The organism is Nitrosomonas sp. Nm58, assembly GCF_900107335.1.
In the GTDB taxonomy this organism is placed as follows: Bacteria; Pseudomonadota; Gammaproteobacteria; order Burkholderiales; family Nitrosomonadaceae; genus Nitrosomonas.
Window position 1 is genome coordinate 42994 of the sequence record NZ_FNPQ01000019.1, and the last position, 15958, is coordinate 58951.

18 protein-coding genes, 1 tRNA gene and 2 pseudogenes are annotated in these 15958 nt (G+C 44.7%); 11 read left to right on the forward strand and 10 right to left on the reverse strand.

Annotation, left to right across the window (positions count from 1 at the left end; all coding sequences use genetic code 11):
• The 6 genes from BLW34_RS08925 to rplU form a co-directional block, all read right to left on the reverse strand.
• Positions 1–1401, reverse strand: coding sequence for an NfeD family protein (locus BLW34_RS08925; RefSeq protein ID WP_090578459.1), 1401 nt, complete (start codon positions 1399–1401; stop codon positions 1–3).
• A gap of 7 nt (positions 1402–1408) precedes the next feature.
• Positions 1409–2014, reverse strand: a complete 606-nt coding sequence (gene nudF, locus BLW34_RS08930; protein ID WP_090578462.1) for an ADP-ribose diphosphatase — start codon at positions 2012–2014, stop codon at positions 1409–1411.
• A 208-nt stretch (positions 2015–2222) separates the two neighbouring features.
• Positions 2223–3344 carry a glutamate 5-kinase gene (gene proB, locus BLW34_RS08935; RefSeq protein WP_090578465.1) on the reverse strand — a complete coding sequence of 374 codons (1122 nt, stop codon included), beginning with the start codon at positions 3342–3344 and terminating at the stop codon, positions 2223–2225.
• Positions 3344–4372: an Obg family GTPase CgtA gene (cgtA, locus tag BLW34_RS08940; RefSeq protein WP_090578468.1), complete on the reverse strand. Its 1029-nt coding sequence runs from the start codon at positions 4370–4372 to the stop codon at positions 3344–3346. Before cgtA ends, proB begins: the two co-directional genes overlap by 1 nt.
• Before the next feature lie 125 nt (positions 4373–4497).
• Positions 4498–4755: a 50S ribosomal protein L27 gene (rpmA, locus tag BLW34_RS08945; RefSeq protein ID WP_090543391.1), complete on the reverse strand. Its 258-nt coding sequence runs from the start codon at positions 4753–4755 to the stop codon at positions 4498–4500.
• Between the two features lie 22 nt (positions 4756–4777).
• Complete coding sequence (gene rplU / locus BLW34_RS08950) at positions 4778–5089, reverse strand: 50S ribosomal protein L21 (protein WP_090543389.1); 312 nt, start codon at positions 5087–5089, stop codon at positions 4778–4780.
• A 153-nt stretch (positions 5090–5242) separates the two neighbouring features.
• On the opposite strand from rplU, the gene ispB reads away from it, so the two are divergent.
• The 3 genes from ispB (at position 5243) to BLW34_RS08965 (ending at position 6726) form a co-directional block, all read left to right on the forward strand.
• The gene (gene ispB / locus BLW34_RS08955) at positions 5243–6211 is read left to right on the forward strand and encodes an octaprenyl diphosphate synthase (protein WP_090578470.1); all 969 of its coding nucleotides are present in this window, start codon (positions 5243–5245) and stop codon (positions 6209–6211) included.
• Positions 6212–6303: 92 nt separating this feature from the next.
• Positions 6304–6380: transfer RNA gene (locus BLW34_RS08960), tRNA-Pro, on the forward strand.
• Between the two features lie 94 nt (positions 6381–6474).
• Positions 6475–6726 (forward strand): acyl carrier protein, encoded by a 252-nt coding sequence (locus BLW34_RS08965; protein WP_090578473.1) that lies wholly within the window; start codon positions 6475–6477, stop codon positions 6724–6726.
• A gap of 331 nt (positions 6727–7057) precedes the next feature.
• Here BLW34_RS08965 and BLW34_RS08970 read toward each other — a convergent pair whose 3' ends face one another.
• Together BLW34_RS08970 and BLW34_RS08975 are read right to left on the reverse strand one after the other, a co-directional pair.
• The gene (locus BLW34_RS08970; RefSeq protein ID WP_177165995.1) at positions 7058–8185 is read right to left on the reverse strand and encodes a GNAT family N-acetyltransferase; all 1128 of its coding nucleotides are present in this window, start codon (positions 8183–8185) and stop codon (positions 7058–7060) included.
• Positions 8186–8377: 192 nt separating this feature from the next.
• Entirely contained in the window at positions 8378–9583 is a 1206-nt protein-coding gene (locus BLW34_RS08975) for a glycosyltransferase (protein ID WP_090578479.1), read from the reverse strand.
• A 222-nt stretch (positions 9584–9805) separates the two neighbouring features.
• On the opposite strand from BLW34_RS08975, the gene BLW34_RS08980 reads away from it, so the two are divergent.
• From BLW34_RS08980 to BLW34_RS08990, 3 genes and pseudogenes are all read left to right on the forward strand, one after another.
• Positions 9806–10003 carry a hypothetical protein gene (locus BLW34_RS08980; protein ID WP_090578482.1) on the forward strand — a complete coding sequence of 66 codons (198 nt, stop codon included), beginning with the start codon at positions 9806–9808 and terminating at the stop codon, positions 10001–10003.
• Between the two features lie 406 nt (positions 10004–10409).
• The gene (locus BLW34_RS08985; RefSeq protein ID WP_090543378.1) at positions 10410–11045 is read left to right on the forward strand and encodes a tetratricopeptide repeat protein; all 636 of its coding nucleotides are present in this window, start codon (positions 10410–10412) and stop codon (positions 11043–11045) included.
• Between the two features lie 820 nt (positions 11046–11865).
• A pseudogene (locus BLW34_RS08990) lies at positions 11866–12198 on the forward strand (transposase); the annotation flags it as partial.
• A 29-nt stretch (positions 12199–12227) separates the two neighbouring features.
• Here the strand turns inward: BLW34_RS08990 and BLW34_RS08995 are convergent.
• Positions 12228–13018, reverse strand: a pseudogene (locus BLW34_RS08995) (IS5 family transposase).
• Between the two features lie 203 nt (positions 13019–13221).
• On the opposite strand from BLW34_RS08995, the gene trbK reads away from it, so the two are divergent.
• The 5 genes from trbK to BLW34_RS09020 all read left to right on the forward strand — a co-directional run bounded on the left by trbK (position 13222) and on the right by BLW34_RS09020 (position 15734).
• Positions 13222–13416, forward strand: a complete 195-nt coding sequence (trbK, locus tag BLW34_RS09000) for an entry exclusion lipoprotein TrbK (protein ID WP_090578488.1) — start codon at positions 13222–13224, stop codon at positions 13414–13416.
• A gap of 158 nt (positions 13417–13574) precedes the next feature.
• Positions 13575–13742, forward strand: a complete 168-nt coding sequence (locus BLW34_RS16915; RefSeq protein WP_177165996.1) for a helix-turn-helix domain-containing protein — start codon at positions 13575–13577, stop codon at positions 13740–13742.
• Between the two features lie 542 nt (positions 13743–14284).
• A complete protein-coding gene (locus BLW34_RS09010; protein ID WP_090578494.1) occupies positions 14285–14473 on the forward strand; it encodes a hypothetical protein in 189 nt (62 codons plus the stop codon).
• A gap of 95 nt (positions 14474–14568) precedes the next feature.
• Positions 14569–15180, forward strand: coding sequence for an OmpA family protein (locus BLW34_RS09015; protein ID WP_177165997.1), 612 nt, complete (start codon positions 14569–14571; stop codon positions 15178–15180).
• 209 nt (positions 15181–15389) lie between these two features.
• Positions 15390–15734 (forward strand): PIN domain-containing protein, encoded by a 345-nt coding sequence (locus BLW34_RS09020; protein WP_218138821.1) that lies wholly within the window; start codon positions 15390–15392, stop codon positions 15732–15734.
• A 39-nt stretch (positions 15735–15773) separates the two neighbouring features.
• On the opposite strand, the gene BLW34_RS17375 is transcribed toward BLW34_RS09020, so the two are convergent.
• Positions 15774–15869 carry a helix-turn-helix domain-containing protein gene (locus tag BLW34_RS17375; RefSeq protein WP_371263927.1) on the reverse strand — a complete coding sequence of 32 codons (96 nt, stop codon included), beginning with the start codon at positions 15867–15869 and terminating at the stop codon, positions 15774–15776.
• Positions 15870–15958 lie beyond the last annotated feature (89 nt).

The following is a 15958-nucleotide window of genomic DNA, read 5'->3' on the forward strand; positions in this document are numbered from 1 at the left end:
CTAATTCTCCTCTGAATTATCCTGACGATAGACTTCCACTTGCAGCATCAGACCTTTCATTGCAGTCACCCTGACTTTCTGTCCACGATGTAATGGCACGTTGGATTTTGCTCGCCACAATTCCCCATGCACCCTGATCCATCCTTCACTATCGAAATCATCGGTCACTTCGCCAACATTGCCTATCAGTTCTTCCTTACCACTTACGACAGGGCGTTGTCTGGCTTTTATTGCCATACTCACTACCAGTAGAAAGAATCCTGCAGTCATCAGAGCAACCGTAGCAATCAGTGGGATGGAAATACCATAGCCCGGTATATCCATATCAAGTAACATGATAGACCCCATGACAAAAGCGATCATTCCACCAATTCCCAGCGCACCAAAACTCGGTACCAGCATTTCAGCCAGCATGAATACAATACCGAGAAAAATAAGCGCGAGTCCGGCATAATTGACGGGTAATACCTGAAATGCAAATAACGCGAGCAATAAACAAACTGCCCCCACCACACCAGGTATGATTGTACCTGGATTGGCGAATTCAAATATTAATCCATAGATACCAATCAGCATCAGAATATAGGCAATATTGGGATCCGTGATGATTGCCAGCAACCGCGTGCGCCAATCCTGCTCCAGCTGCTGGATATTGATTTTTTGCGTTGATAATGTTATTTCTTGTCCTTGTATGTTGATTATGCGTCCATCAATCTTGGTGAGCAAATCCGGAATATCAACCGCGATCAGATCAATCACATCCTCGCCCAGTGCTTCATTAGCTGTCAAGCTAACAGCTTCACGTACTGCTTTTTCTGCCCATTCCGCGTTGCGCCCCCGCATCTGAGCAAGTCCACGAATATAAGCAACCGCATCATTAACAATTTTTTTCGTCATGAGATCTTGCGCATCAGACTGTTCATGTTGACTATTTCCTGGTTTCTTATCAGATGAATCGGGAACACCAGGGAAACCGCCTATTTTTACAGGCGTAGCCGCACCCAGATTAGTGGCCGGCGCCATGACGGCAATATGACTCGCATAAAGAATATAGGTACCTGCGCTGGCTGCACGTGCTCCACTTGGAGCAACATAGCTGATAACCGGGACTGGGGAGGCAATGATTTCTTGAATGATCTCGCGCATGGAAACATCCAAACCACCGGGAGTATTGAGCCGAATGATAACAACCTGGGCATTCTGTATTGCAGCCGTGGCAAGACTGCGTTTGATATAGTCATGGCTGGCTGGGCCAATAGCGCCATCGACATCCAACCATAAGGCCGTGTTACTTGTCTGCGCAATCGCTGGACATAACCAGCATAAGAAAAACAGCAGGATAATGCTGAATTTGATTTTCAAGTAAAAAGAAGCGTGCTCACTTTCTTTCTCAGAACACATTGGATTGTTATCCGCTTAACCAGATTTTATGAAGGTACTCCCGGTTCAAAGCCAGCCATTGCAGCGCTATGATCGCGCTGGCTGAAATAATTTTCCCTGAACTTAATAATGCTAATACGCTATCCAGAGACATCACATGCACTTTGATATCTTCTCCCTCTTCCATTTTGCCATAAATCCCACCCATATCAGTTGAGTCGACCTTACCACAAAACAAAGCAATGCGCTCAGTCGTCCCGCCTGGGCTAACCAGATAATCATAGAGGGGAACAAGATCAAGGATATTGCAACCAGCTTCTTCTACAGCCTCCCTTCTCACAACTTCTTCTGCAGCTTCATTCGTTTCTATGATACCGGCTACAATCTCAAGTAGCCATGGTCCAGTAGCTATCGACATCGCCCCCACCCGAAATTGCTCGATCAATACGACTTGATCCTTTACTGGATCATAGGGAAGGATAGCGGCGGCGTGACCGCGCTCCAGCAATTCACGAGTAATGGGTTGACTCCAATCACCATTGAACAGACGGTGGCGCAAAGTATAACGCTCCATACGGAAAAAACCATGAAAGCACAGCTCTTTTCGTATAATTTCCACATCTGCTTCAGTCATACCCGATTCCTCGTCGATAAAATCGTTGAATTAACGCGAATATTTCATAAATTCGCGTGATGATCACGCAGGATTTTGATTAATAGGGAAGTTTTGAAAAAGAGTGGTGTAGTGATTCATACACCCGACTGAGCAAAATCTTTCTTATTAATTAAAAGACAAGTGAGGACACGTGCCAATTTATGAAATATTCGGGTTAAACTCCAGTTTACAAAAGTACCAAATTATTTCTATGGATGAGCTCGGATTCATCCACATAACCGAGAATGATCTGAATTTCATGACTCGGCTGTCGCATGATCTTTCGAGTCTCCCTGGCACTGTAATTGATTAGACCTCGCGCGATTTCATTCCCTTCCTGATCCAGGCAAGCCACTGCTTCTCCTCGCTCGAAATCACCCCTGACATCTACCACACCAATTGGTAATAAACTTTTTCCATCCGTGACAAGTGCTTTCATAGCGCCTGAATCGAGGACTACACTGCCACGGATTTGTAAATGGTCAGCTAGCCATTGCTTTCGTGCCACGAGGACTGGCATGTTGGATAGCAAACGAGTGCCAATTGCCTCACCTTGCGCCAAACGAACGAGCACGTTAACTTCTCTGCCCGATGCAATAAGGGTATGTGCGCCACTTCTCGCTGCACGCTTGGCTGCAATCACTTTGCTTTGCATGCCGCCACGCCCAATTTCGCTGCCAGCACCGCCCGCCATGGCTGCTATCTCAGGATCCCCGGCATTGGCTTCTTGGATTAATTTGGCATCCGTGTTTTTACGTGGATCACTGGTAAATAATCCGGTTTGATCAGTAAGAATCACGAGTGCGTCGGCTTCAGTAAGATTGGTAACCAATGCAGCCAAGGTATCATTGTCACCAAAACGTATCTCATCAATTGCAACCGTATCATTTTCGTTGATGATCGGAATGATATTCAGTTTCAATAAGGTAGTGAGCGTTGAACGGGCATTCAAGTAGCGCTTGCGGTTGGATAAATCATCATGGGTGAGCAATACTTGTGCCGTAAGCAATTCATACTGACCAAAACAGGCAGCGTATGCTTGCGCTAGCCCCATTTGCCCAACAGCAGCAGCAGCCTGCAGTTCATACAATGCAGTAGGGCGTTTTTTCCAACCCAGTCGCTGCATCCCTTCAGCTATGGCGCCTGAAGAAACTAATATGATTTCTTTCCCCATATCTTTAATCTGAGAAATCTGAGCAGCCCAACATGCGAGTGCATCATGATCAAGCCCCTGACCCTGGTTGGTGACAAGGCTACTCCCAACTTTGATAACGATACGACGAGCTTGTTGCAGTATTGATTGATTCATTATTCAATAGTCACCGCTAATTCTTGCTCGAGATAATTCATGATGGCATAAGTCAACGCATTGCACCCTTCACCTGATAACGCCGAAATCCCAAACCACTTGTCTTTCCATCCGAAATCAAGGATAAATTTATTACACAACGCATCGCGCTCTGTATCGGGCAGCATATCAATTTTATTTAGTACTAACCAACGAGGTTTCTGATAAAGAGTTTCATCATATTTCATGAGTTCTTCGATAAGCGCCCTCGCTTCATGAACGGGGTTGATGTGCTCATCTAATGGTGCAATGTCAATAACGTGAAGTAATAAACGCGTTCTTGCCAGGTGTTTCAGGAAACGATGTCCAAGTCCTACCCCTTCTGCAGCGCCTTCTACCAAACCAGGAATATCCGCCATGACAAAGCTTCGATCTTGGCCCACTCGTACTACACCCAGATTTGGGTGGAGCGTCGTAAATGGATAATCTGCCACTTTGGGGCGCGCTGCCGATACTGCCCGAATCAAGGTTGATTTTCCAGCATTTGGCATTCCCAAAAGTCCAACATCTGCTAATACCTTGAGTTCCAACTTTAGCTCAAAAGCTTGCCCAGGTTCACCATAGGTAAATTGCCTTGGCGCTCGATTAGTACTGGATTTGAAATGGATGTTACCTAGCCCTCCTGCTCCACCTTTAGCCAATAGTATTTTTTGTTGATGATGTTGCAGATCCGCGATGATTTCTCCAGTAACCATATTGGTAATCATTGTTCCTACCGGCATACGCAGAATAATATCGTCTGCACCTTTACCATAACAGTCTGACCCGCGCCCCTTTTCCCCTTTCTTAGCACGGAATATTGGCGTGAACCGATACTCAACAAGAGTATTAATATTATGGTCAGCAATCGCATAAATGCTGCCACCATGCCCGCCATCTCCGCCGTCTGGCCCGCCCTTAGGAATAAATTTTTCCCGGCGGAAACTGGCTATGCCATCACCTCCATCACCTGCGAATACTTGGATCTTCGCTTCATCAATGAATTTCATAAATCTGTCTTAATCGAGCAACGATTCTGAGCACAACAATAAATAAGAATAATGCTAGAAAGCAAGCATTGCCAATAAAAAAAGCCCCATCATACTGAATGGGGCTTTTTTAGAATTTGGTGAGTTTAAGCGGGTATAACTGATACAGTTTTGCGCTTATATACACTTTTTATACCAAATAGAACCTTACCTTCAATTTTCGCGTATAACGTATGATCCTTACCAATTCCAACATTGTCGCCAGGATGAAACTGAGTACCACGTTGACGAACAATAATGCTTCCAGCCTTAATCAGCTCTCCCCCAAAACGTTTTACCCCTAGTCTCTTGGAATGAGAATCGCGTCCATTTCGCGAGCTACCACCTGCTTTTTTATGTGCCATGCAATCCCCTTGCTTCTGTTATTTACGCTGAAATACCTGTAATCTGTATTTCAGTATAATTTTGTCGATGCCCTTGATGTTTCTGATAGTGTTTGCGACGACGCATCTTAAAAATGCGTATTTTATCGTGCCGCCCATGTCCTATAACAGTCGCACTAACCTTTGCACTATCAAGAAATGGCTTTCCAACTGAAATATTTTCACCTTCAGAAACCATCAATACTCGATCAATTACTAAATCGCTGCCAGCTTCTACCGCTAACTGCTCTATTTTCAGTTTATTGCCGACTTCTACACGATATTGTTTTCCGCCAGTTTTTATTACAGCATACATATCCTATTCCCTATTCATCCTCTTTCTTATACTTTAAAATTATACAATTCTATGAGGATCTTGTGTGACAAATATTTAATATCTATTTACACCATCTAGCTTGACACTTAAGCCGAGACATTTCTACCATAGTTATTTCTTCAAGGGGTTGTTGTGCCAATCGAACGTATTAGAAGCTTTATTGCTCAGGACATGAGCGCTGTTAATGCTGTTATACAACAAAAGCTTCATTCTCAGGTCGCGCTTGTTCACCAGGTAAGTGAGTACATCATTCACAATGGAGGCAAACGACTGCGACCAGCTTTGGTTATTTTGTCTGCTGGTATCTTTGGTTATTCTGGGCAATATCACCATCATCTAGCTGCGGTAGTTGAATTCATTCATACGGCAACACTGTTACATGATGATGTAGTAGACGAATCTCAGTTGCGGCGTAATAAAGCTACTGCAAATGCTTTGTTTGGTAATGCAGCCAGCGTATTAGTGGGGGATTTTCTCTATTCACGCGCCTTCCAGATGATGGTGGAAGTAAACAACATGCGCGTGATGCAGGTGCTATCTGATGCCACTAATATCATTGCTGAAGGTGAAGTACTACAATTACTTAATTGCAGAGATCCTAATGTAGAAGAAGAAAATTATCTACGTGTCATTCGCTTCAAAACCGCCAAGCTTTTTGAGGCTGCTGCACGCCTGGGGGCAATCCTTGGCAATGCCACTCGATCCGAGGAAGAGGCTTTAGCAGTTTACGGAATGCATCTAGGCACAGCATTCCAATTGATTGATGATCTGCTTGATTATTCCGGCGATCATCAGGATACCGGTAAAAACCTAGGTGACGATCTTGCAGAAGGCAAACCAACACTCCCCCTGATTTATGCCATGCGCACAGGCTCAGAAAAGCAAGCAAGCGTCATACGCGAGGCCATTAAAACAGGTGGAGAAAGCGGATTCCAGACTATTCTAGAAATTATTCAGGAAACAGGCGCTCTTGCCTATGCAAAGCAACGTGCACAAAATGAAGCGGAGATGGCTTCGGAAGCTATCGCAATGCTGGCTGATTCTAGCTACAAGGAATGTTTGTTACAATTGGCTTATTTCGCCGTAACGAGAAATCACTGATGCAACTTAGCTAATTCTCTTCTCCTCGGTGCCATCAAAATAAGCTTGAGATAAAGCTCGACACATCTAATGCAGGTTTACAAGATATTTCACGGGGTGTAGCTCAGCCTGGTAGAGTACTGCGTTCGGGACGCAGGCGTCGGAGGTTCAAATCCTCTCACCCCGACCAACCCTTAATAAAGAAGCAATCTTCCAATCATGCTGCCCTCCCCTTATATTATTCAACGAAGACAAGGAGTAAAATTAAAAACTTTGGAGTAATCATGCAACATCTTGAAGAAGTCAAAAACATCTTAGCTGATGTCCTCAGCCTAGGAGAACGTAAAAATTCTCTTAAAGAAGATTCGGTCTTACTTGGAAATATTCCGGAACTGGATTCAATGGCAGTCATCAATATCATTACTGCCTTGGAAGAGTATTACGATATTTCAGTGGATGACGATGAAATCAGCGCTAAAACTTTTGCAACGCTTGGTAGCCTGACCCACTTTGTTGAACAAAAGCTGTCCCAATGAAAGAAGCATAGAAAGTCCTCCTGCAGAGCTTTTTCCTGAAAACTGAGCATGGGGAGCGATTTTGTCTTTACTACGAACCCACCAGAAATATGCCCATTCACGGTATGGTTAACCCGAATATTTCATAAATTCGCGTGATGATCGCGCAGGATTTTGATTAATAGGGAAGTTTTGAGAAAGAGTGGTGTAGTGATTCATACACCCGATTGAGCAAAATCTTTCTTATTAATCAAAAGACAAGTGAGGGCACGTGCCAATTTATGAAATATTCGGGTTAAATTACCTTCGGCAAAGTCCGGCGGTAATTTAACATCTATGTCCCAGGAATTGATCAGGTATCAGCCTGATTGCTTGCCTCGGTATGAGATTGACGGCGCAGAAAGTGTTTCGCTTTTCTGGCGATCTTGATTAATATCATTCGGAAATTGGATCGCTCAACCCATGACCAATAAAGAGTGCGTGTTGATTTCGCCAAGGATCTTTTATAACGCGCATCACCCGCCATGAAGTCGTATTCAATAAAACCGCGCTCCCAGTAATTCTGGACAGCAAGATAATGCGTAACCAGGCCTGGTTTAATTTTTGGATCTGCTTCGTATGCAAAGCCTGATTGATAAAAATAGACTTTGCCATCCAGTAGAAAGTTATAGATATAGCCGACTGTTTGATCTCCTGCTGAAACACGGAGAAGTTCGACAGCTCGCTCTGGCAGCAAGCGTTGTATTAAGGCTTTGTGAAAGTGAATAAAACGTGGCGACCGGAAACCGCCCGGCTGGCCACGTCGCGTCCATGCTGCCCGATGCAGATCCGCAAGTGCATCCAGATATTTCAGACTTTCATCAAGATTTTGGGCTACATCAATCCTCAGCGACCCTCTCTCCTCGTATAACTTGATGCTTCTTCGAATCTGCGTGCGCGTGTTGGAGGAAAAGTATCTATCCAGACTGTCATTTCCAAGCGATTTGAGGTCAATATAGGGACTTTTCTTATCTATCAAACGCCACTCACCAGGCAACGCGCGGGTTTGCAAACGTGCGATAAGAGAGGATTCTGTGTATCCCGCCAGATAAAGTTGATCCCATGATTGCTGTGCTAGATAGGAGGCCAGTGAATCCAGAATAAATTCCTCATAACCCGGCTGGCAAAGCACATCGTTGTATTCAATAAAAGGGGCGTTCTCGTCTATTTCAGCGGCAGTATTTAAAATCGCCAGTCTTATGGGAAAAGGCCCAAGCTTTGCGGGGCGGAATAGCAGAATAACTCCTGCTATGCAAATATCATTCTGCCACCAAGAGAGCGATCTACCGCTGAAATCCATGCCATAGATATCCAGCCAGGTCTGCATCCATTGCGGTGAAAGAAAAATGCTGCCTGCTTGCACCTGGCCAAAAAGCTTGGACCACCATACTGGGGGGCCGGAAGTTGGGTTGAAGGCCTCCTCCCTTAATTTAGGTTCCACTAGATTTTTATTAATCTCATTAAGCATAAATACCGTAGGGCGCCTCCTGGCTCGATATACCATACATAGAGTCGGCCGCCCTGAGTAGCGATGCGGTCCATTTGTCTGAGCACGCAACCATAATAACTATTGTGATTATAAATATACTCGACTGCATCACTTGAAGTAGCTTTTGCTTTGCGGAATTATGCATCAAATACTGTCCAGTAGTTGTGCAAATTCGCGAGTTCGCTCACGCCTAGAAGTTGTCTCGACGGCGCTGGGTACAGGCGTCATGCCTTCAACATCGGCACGCATAAATCGCTCCAATAAATCCACTATATCAGATGGCTGATTAAGCCGGGCAATGGATCGGATACCCGCTTTTATCAGCGTCTGAGCAGTATCGCCTTCCGGCTCCGCAAGAGCGATGATTGGACGATTGCAACGAAAATACTCATAGAGTTTGGCAGGAATTTGATAATTACAGATGGCAGCCTGCATAATTAGTAACGCATCTGCCCTGGACATCTCAGCTAACGCCTCCCGGTATGGGAGGGGAGGTAATATTTCCACAAGTGATTGCAATTGATACTTTTCCACCAGAACCTGTATAAGGGATTCATGAACTGGCGCGCGAAAGCGAATCTGGAATCTTGAAGCATCAATTTTACCCAGATCACGCAGCTTGGCTATTGCTTGAAACAGATGACTGGGATCGCGCTCCTTTGGATAGACAATTCCGCTGTGTAGGATAGTAAGTTTACCGACATTTAAAGGCAAACTACTGGATTCAAGGCCGGTAAACGCCTCCTCATCATAACCATTCTCGATGCAAACCAACTGACCGCGATAATCAGGATATTGCTGAGCATAAAATCGCACTGCTCCGGGTGTGGTGAATGTGCATTTGGCTGCGCATGAAAAAACTTTATGTTCAACACGTTTAAAACTCCGCCATAGTCGAGGATCGCTCGGATCCCCATCTTGAGCCATCGGATCCCTAAAATCGGCAACCCAAGAAATGCCAGAAAGACGATGTAATGTATGCGCAATAAGATGCGCCGTGGCAATAGGATAAGTCGACCAAATGACGTCCGGTTTGTAGCGAGAAATCAATCTCATTCCATATAGAACAGCGCCTGGCCACCAACTTAACCAGCGGTCAGGGCGTGAGGTTACGGCCAGGTAGCGTCCCCGGATCGAGAGGCTTCTAGCTGCGTCGAATGCGGGTGCTCTCGCTAAAACACAATTCTGTGGAATATCTTTTAATTGATCATTACTCGTTTGCACATAGGCGTTGGCAGTAGTGGTAAGCACAAGTGGCTGCCAGCCAAACTCAGGAAGGTACCTTGCAAATCGTAAAGTTCTTTGAATACCACTACTCCCCGCCAAGGGTGGAAAATGGTAGGCAATCATCAATACCCGCTTCACAAAAAGACCTCAAAAAATCACTGAATGCACTTCAATCTGAACAGAATCTCCAATTAAGGTTTGCTTTGCTCCCAATTGTTGCAGATACAGGCGTCTTAGTTTCAGTAACATAGCTGTGTTCGATAAATCAGGCTGGGATGGCATATTAGCCGCCTTCTTTCTGTAACTGCTTCAGACCATGTTTAGGAATATCCCTAAGCAATTAGCATGAGCGATCATTTATATTCCAGCATGATTTACAACCCGGAAGAACATCAGATACCGCAGATCAGATTCAATATCCAATTTCTTGAGATACTGGATGATCTGGTTACTTCCATGTATGGGATCAATCCGCCTTTGAAAATTTTAATCGTATTCTTGTTGCTTTCTATTGATTTGATTTTAAATAAATCAATCGCCTAACTGTTGCAGGTAAACCAACGATCCAGCTGCTTTATTTAATTATACGATTGCCCCACCCTTGTGCCCATATGACACAAAACGTGTGCTTCAGTCACCAGCGACCAACATCTCTAGCGTGAATAGAAGCTGTCATTCGCTCTCCAGAAATTTATCGATATTATTTATACCTCCACTGAGATCTATTGAATTTCAGTGGAGGTATAGTATATCTTCTTGGTGCTATCATCTTTGGAGTTGTTTTGACTGCCCTCCTTAAATCAAATTTAGAATATCACAGAAGTGACATTAGAGCCAATGTTACGGCCTCTTCTCTTTAAACGCATCTCACATTGAAAAAGACTGGAGCTTTATTTAGATCAGATAAAACAGTAAACTTGACTGAGATTATCCCGCAAACAGAAGATATATGAAAAAAACACTTCGCATTTGCTTATTCATATCACTCGTATTAATTTCACCCATGCTTGCAGCAATGGAAGAAAATTATTGCGGTGAATTGCATGGCCATCATTTCGGTCCTTTTGATTATCTAAACAGGTTTAATCTTAAAGGTCAACTTGATGTCGTAGAACAGTATCACTTTAATTCAGATGTTGAAAATTTAATCAGTGGCATGTCAGCATCAGTCGGAGCGGATTTAGACTACACCTTGCGCGCCTGGCCAAATCATCATAGAGCATTAACTGCTTTGGCAAAACTCTCTCTCAGAGATAAAACCTCCCGCCCTCGTGGAACAAAGTGGCCTGTTGAGTGTTATTTTGACCGTGCCATTCGCATGAGATCAGATGATGGAACGGTTCGAATGATATATGGTGGCTATTTATCGAAAATTGAAAAACCCAATCAAGCTATTGAACAGCTGGAAATTGCAGTAAAACTGATGCCAGATAGCGCAACAGCTCATTACAATCTTGGTTTATTGTATTTTGATAAAAAGAACTATAGTAAAGCTAAAGTGCATGCAGAAAAAGCTTACGCGCTCAATTTTCCCTTACCTGGTCTTAGAAATAGATTAAAAAAGATTGGTAAATGGTCGGACTAGAGAGGAGATTCACATAATCAGTGGGAAGCGTCTACAAAAGCCAATCCAGCTTTCAGAAAATCGAAAATTACCTACCTGTAAAGTTACCCGCATTTTTGCAATGTACTCATACTTTAGCGGGTAACACCATGAAAAATATTTCGACAATACTTACCAGCAGCACATCAGAAAACACGACTGCTTTATTTTCAAAGATAGTTGTTGAACGTAACGACGGAAGAACTTACCTTTTACGAACGAATTGATCGTCAGAACAACTAATAGCGATAACTGCACCATGAGTTCATCATGGTCTGGTGAAACGAGTCGTTAGCAAGTCTTAAAGCTCTACCGTAAAAGGCAAGTTTACCTATCAACGAATCCACCGCACCCGCTGGCAGGGTCAACGTAATATCTACGAGACTGAGGCTTGCGCGGATCAGAAGCAGGTTATTGAATTCTTCGGTCATGGTTCGCTAGCCAAGAAATTGTATGAAGAAGCGGGCATTGATGCATCAATTGATTGGGATGATGAAGCGCAATCATGAGCCAATCTACAGAATTAAATGAGAGTGGGTTAAGGATAATGTGGTGCTTTCATGTTATCAACATACACTATTAACAGGTTGTCAATGGCGGCAATTGCTACGTGAGTTTCCGGCCTGGAGCGCGGTTATTACTATTTTTACTGCTGATTGCGTACGGAACATGGGAACATCTCCCTCATTTGTTGCGCTCACATCTGCGAGAAAAATACGGACGCCATAAGCACCCGACGGCAAGTTGTCTGGACAGTCAAAGCGTCAAATGCACTGCGGTTTCCGGGTAACGTGGTTATGATTCTGGCAAGAAGGTCAATGGTCGTAAACGCCACATTCTGGTAGACACACTGGGGTTACTGTTAACGGTTGTAGTAACCATTGTCATTGTGCAGGACCGTGATGGTGTTCGCTTACTGTTGCGTCATCTGCCGGGTAGTAGTGGTGTTACGCCCCAAGAAAATCAGGAAACTTGTATTGCTGCCCCGTTGCTGGAGGGTAGAACGCACCTTCAGCTGACTGAACCATTCACGCCAACTCAGCAAAAGCTACAAGCGTCTCGCGCGCGCATCAACAAAACTTGGGTTTACATCGCCCATGACCCGTATTATGTTGAGGCGACTAACTTAAAATAGAAGTTTCCAAACAGCTTCTAAGAGCCTGTTCAAAGTCTTTGTAGTAACAATGCCAAGAAAGCAAGATGGACGAACTGTAGGCTAGTGTTGAGCTTGCGTTCACAATTTTTCCATAGCCGCCGGCATTTTTCCAACCATGCGAAAGAGCGTTCTACCACCCAGCGTTTCGGCATCACAGAAAACATGTGTAATTGATTGCGCCGAGCAATCTGCACAGTTGCGCCAATTGTGGTCTTCACTGCTTCAGCGAACGGTTGTCCCACATAACCGCCGTCAGCCAATACACTTTGCACTCTATCCAGGTTCGTCTTGCACCGATCCATCGCCTGCAACGCTCCCTTGCCGATCAGTGACCTCCGCCGTAGTGACTGCAATTGCATGTGGCAACCCCTGCGTATCCACCGCAATATGGCGTTTGATACCCGAAACCTTCTTGCCCGCGTCATAACCCTTTTGGTTCGCCGTATCCGTGTTCTTCACACTCTGCGCGTCTATGATCAAATATGACGTGCAGGCGTTGCGCCCCTGTCTCATACGGGCCGCGCCAACCTGATTTTTTAAGTGCCTGCTCCAGCAGGCTCACTCCATCTTTATCCGGCTCGCTCCAAATAGCAAAGTACGAATGGACCGTACGCCACTTCGGAAATTCGCTTGGCAACATGCGCCACTGGCAACCACTCTTGAGTAAATACAACACCGCACAAAATACTTCGTATAAATCGATTCGACGCGGACTGGTCTTCTTGCGCGCACTTTCCAGCAGCGAGCGAATCTGCTCGAATTGTTCGCGACTGATATCGCTTGGATAACGTGTTCTCATCCTGCAAGTACCACACTTTTTCCGTCAAACCAAATGACTTTGAACAGGCTCTAAGAAAATGAAGCGTTTTGCAAAAGTCTCAGACCGTGAAGATTCAGGTAGAATGAGATGGTTAGGTTCGTGTGGCCGGCCAACAACAAGCAATTGAGAAATCTGATATATACAACAAGCCATAGTGAATATTTTATAGAGGAAAATTTTAGATGAATTTTAAATATAGCGTCGTTTGTATTATTGGCCTTAGTATCGCTCTGATCGGTTGCGACGGAGTTCCCGAAGCCGATGCAGTAAATTGTTCGGGGAAAGGAATGGAGAAAGCACTTACAGCTTTTAAAAACGACGAAGCTGGACGGCAAGCATTTATCGATCAATGCAATGCTTTGAACAAAGAAAATTAAACATACCACTAGAAATTCAAGTCCAATTTCGGGAATGGTTTCTAGAACTTTGAAAAAGCTGCGGTTGATGTCAGTTTCAACGAACAGCGGATCCAGTTTTAGCAGACTTTCATCAGATCATACATTTGACATGAACAGATTGAAAAGAAGGAAAAAGAATGTCAAATGTAAGGTCTGGCACTAAATTTTTTGCCCTACGCGAGCTGATTCTCTACCTCACCTTGCAGGATTGGGAACAAGGCCGCCGTCAGCCCAGTGGTGCAGCCAAAACACTGATTGCTATTGCTGAGCGCCGTCCTGATGTATTGAAGGAAATCACTGCTTAATCAACCAAGCCATGAACTTTTTGTTCTTGAAGATTATGTTGATAATCCTGTGGCTTTGACCCGCATCAAAGCGAATATATATATCAAGCCTAGTTTGAAGGACTGGCATATTTACTCGTTCGAAATATGCGTTTTTGTGGTTAATGCGACAAAACCAACTTTTCTCGACTTGGCCAGTTAACTTCTCGAACGGAAGTTTCACTTTTCCCACTATGTACGCTACCGAACAGTGGTTATTAAATAATTCTGCTATTGTGATTTTTATAGTGAGGCCAGAAGTGGTTGGTTATATCGCTTTACCTAATGTTTGGGTGTTTTTGGGGAAACCGGAATCTGACAAAATTAAGAACAGGAGATTTTGACATTGGACAAAATGATTCATTCTGTCTAGTCATTTTTAAAGCTAAATTTCTGTTCGATTCAAACCAAGTGCCTCAATCTCCCTCAAAGAGGGAACTGAGGAGAAGATTAACTAACAAAGTGCAATCTATAGCTGAAAGAAGTATAAATGAATCTTTAAAGCTCTCTTCAAAGGAGGAGATATGAAACATAAATCATTACTTGATTATAGCGTCGACATTGACTTGAAAGACGTATTTCGAGAGATAGTTTCGGTAAATGCTTATTATAGAGAGCCGAAAAAAAGAGCTTTTGAACCCGAACATGAAATGGATGACCAGTTGGAAGTCGAGCTGGAAATAACAAACACTTATCCCTCTTGGTTTCAATAAGTTGCATGATGATGCATTAAATTGTTCTCAATAGGCATTGCCGTTCTGGTATGCCAGAGCCCGTACATTCTCTGAAATTCGAGGAATTAGAAACTATGAATCTATCACAATTTCGTCCGTTCACCGAATTATTAATCTGCACATCGCTGCTGGCGTGGGCGTGCTTAACTACAGCGCTTGCGCAGGAAACCCAAATTCCACTCGAGTCTCAAAAGAAGCAGATCGAGCTCGATAGACAGCAGCTCGAGCTGGATAAGAAGCAGTTGGAGTTGCAACGCAAACAACTGCAGATCGAAGAAGCCGCCCGCAAGGAGCTTCAGCTAAAGGAAACCGAAAAAACCGTCACCATGAAACTCGAAGGCGACGTAGTTTTTGATTTCGGTAAAGCCGAGATCAAGTCCAAGGCGGAGCAGACTCTCGACAAGGTCGGGACAGTGATCTCACAGTTCCCCGAGGGCAAGGTGCTCATCGAAGGATACACCGATTCCAAAGGCTCGCAGAGAGTAAACCTTGAGCTTTCAAACCGGCGCGCCCAGGCGGTGAAAGACTGGCTCGTTAGAAAGAAAGGCATTGCCGAATCGATCATTACGACCAGCGGCTTCGGTGAGACGAAGCCCGTTGCGCCGAACACCAACCCCGACGGTAGCGACAACCCCCAGGGTCGACAGCAGAACCGGCGCGTCGAGATCACGGTCGAAAAGAATTAAGCGAAAGTTCATTGGCGCCGAACCAGGCTCTGTTGCAAAAAACAAGAAGAGTAGAATACTGTTGTATTTTCCAGATAGATTCTCAATGGGAGATTTCAAATGGCGTCGTTATCAAAACGATGTGATCCTAAGTTGTGTTCGGTGGTACTGTAAATAGGGGATTAGTTATTGCGAGCTGGAAGAAATGATGCTGGATCGTCTCCGAGGCGATGAGACCCGAGCCGCACCTGGCCGTGCGAGCCTGGTTGAACGAGCAGGCCGCTGAGACACTGGACAGATACAGCGTGACGCTGGCGGAGCTGTTGTATGGTATTGCGGTACTTGCCGGACGGCAAGCGCAAGAACATACTAACTCGTACCCTCGATGGCTTGATGGAGCTGTTCGAGGATCGCGTGTTGCCGTTCGACACAGACGCAGCGCGCCACTCTGCCGAACTGGCCGTGACGGCCAAAAACGGCGGGCGGGGTTTCCCGACGGTTCTGTCGCATTAACCTCATATCCAGTTGAATGGAAGAGGAGGATACTCCACTCGGGAAGGACACATTCAGCTTAATGGCATGGGTGGTTGGTATAAGTGAAAAAACATAACGGATCACACCGGTTCTACATGCAGTTTGATGCCAAGCGCTTTAATCACCTTTAAAATAGTATCGAAGCGTGGTTTTGCTCCGGGCGTAAGTGCTGTCAATGACGGAGCAAAAAGGTACCAGCATAGCGCGCGAAAAGTGTACCAGTTAGGTTAATAAAAAAGAGGGATTTAACCTCTGGTTTTAGCGC

Excerpts from the sequence above, each read along its gene's own strand:
- proB (WP_090578465.1), bottom strand. The coding sequence starts at position 3,344 with ATGAATCAATCAATACTGCAACAAGCTCGTCGTATCGTTATCAAAGTT.
- nudF (WP_090578462.1), bottom strand. The coding sequence starts at position 2,014 with ATGACTGAAGCAGATGTGGAAATTATACGAAAAGAGCTGTGCTTTCAT.
- BLW34_RS08925 (WP_090578459.1), bottom strand. The coding sequence starts at position 1,401 with ATGTGTTCTGAGAAAGAAAGTGAGCACGCTTCTTTTTACTTGAAAATC.
- BLW34_RS08985 (WP_090543378.1), top strand. The coding sequence starts at position 10,410 with ATGAAAAAAACACTTCGCATTTGCTTATTCATATCACTCGTATTAATT.
- BLW34_RS08965 (WP_090578473.1), top strand. The coding sequence starts at position 6,475 with ATGCAACATCTTGAAGAAGTCAAAAACATCTTAGCTGATGTCCTCAGC.
- BLW34_RS08975 (WP_090578479.1), bottom strand. The coding sequence starts at position 9,583 with ATGATTGCCTACCATTTTCCACCCTTGGCGGGGAGTAGTGGTATTCAA.
- BLW34_RS09020 (WP_218138821.1), top strand. The coding sequence starts at position 15,390 with ATGAGACCCGAGCCGCACCTGGCCGTGCGAGCCTGGTTGAACGAGCAG.
- BLW34_RS09010 (WP_090578494.1), top strand. The coding sequence starts at position 14,285 with ATGAAACATAAATCATTACTTGATTATAGCGTCGACATTGACTTGAAA.
- trbK (WP_090578488.1), top strand. The coding sequence starts at position 13,222 with ATGAATTTTAAATATAGCGTCGTTTGTATTATTGGCCTTAGTATCGCT.
- BLW34_RS09015 (WP_177165997.1), top strand. The coding sequence starts at position 14,569 with ATGAATCTATCACAATTTCGTCCGTTCACCGAATTATTAATCTGCACA.
- rplU (WP_090543389.1), bottom strand. The coding sequence starts at position 5,089 with ATGTATGCTGTAATAAAAACTGGCGGAAAACAATATCGTGTAGAAGTC.
- cgtA (WP_090578468.1), bottom strand. The coding sequence starts at position 4,372 with ATGAAATTCATTGATGAAGCGAAGATCCAAGTATTCGCAGGTGATGGA.
- BLW34_RS16915 (WP_177165996.1), top strand. The coding sequence starts at position 13,575 with ATGTCAAATGTAAGGTCTGGCACTAAATTTTTTGCCCTACGCGAGCTG.
- rpmA (WP_090543391.1), bottom strand. The coding sequence starts at position 4,755 with ATGGCACATAAAAAAGCAGGTGGTAGCTCGCGAAATGGACGCGATTCT.
- BLW34_RS08980 (WP_090578482.1), top strand. The coding sequence starts at position 9,806 with ATGAGCGATCATTTATATTCCAGCATGATTTACAACCCGGAAGAACAT.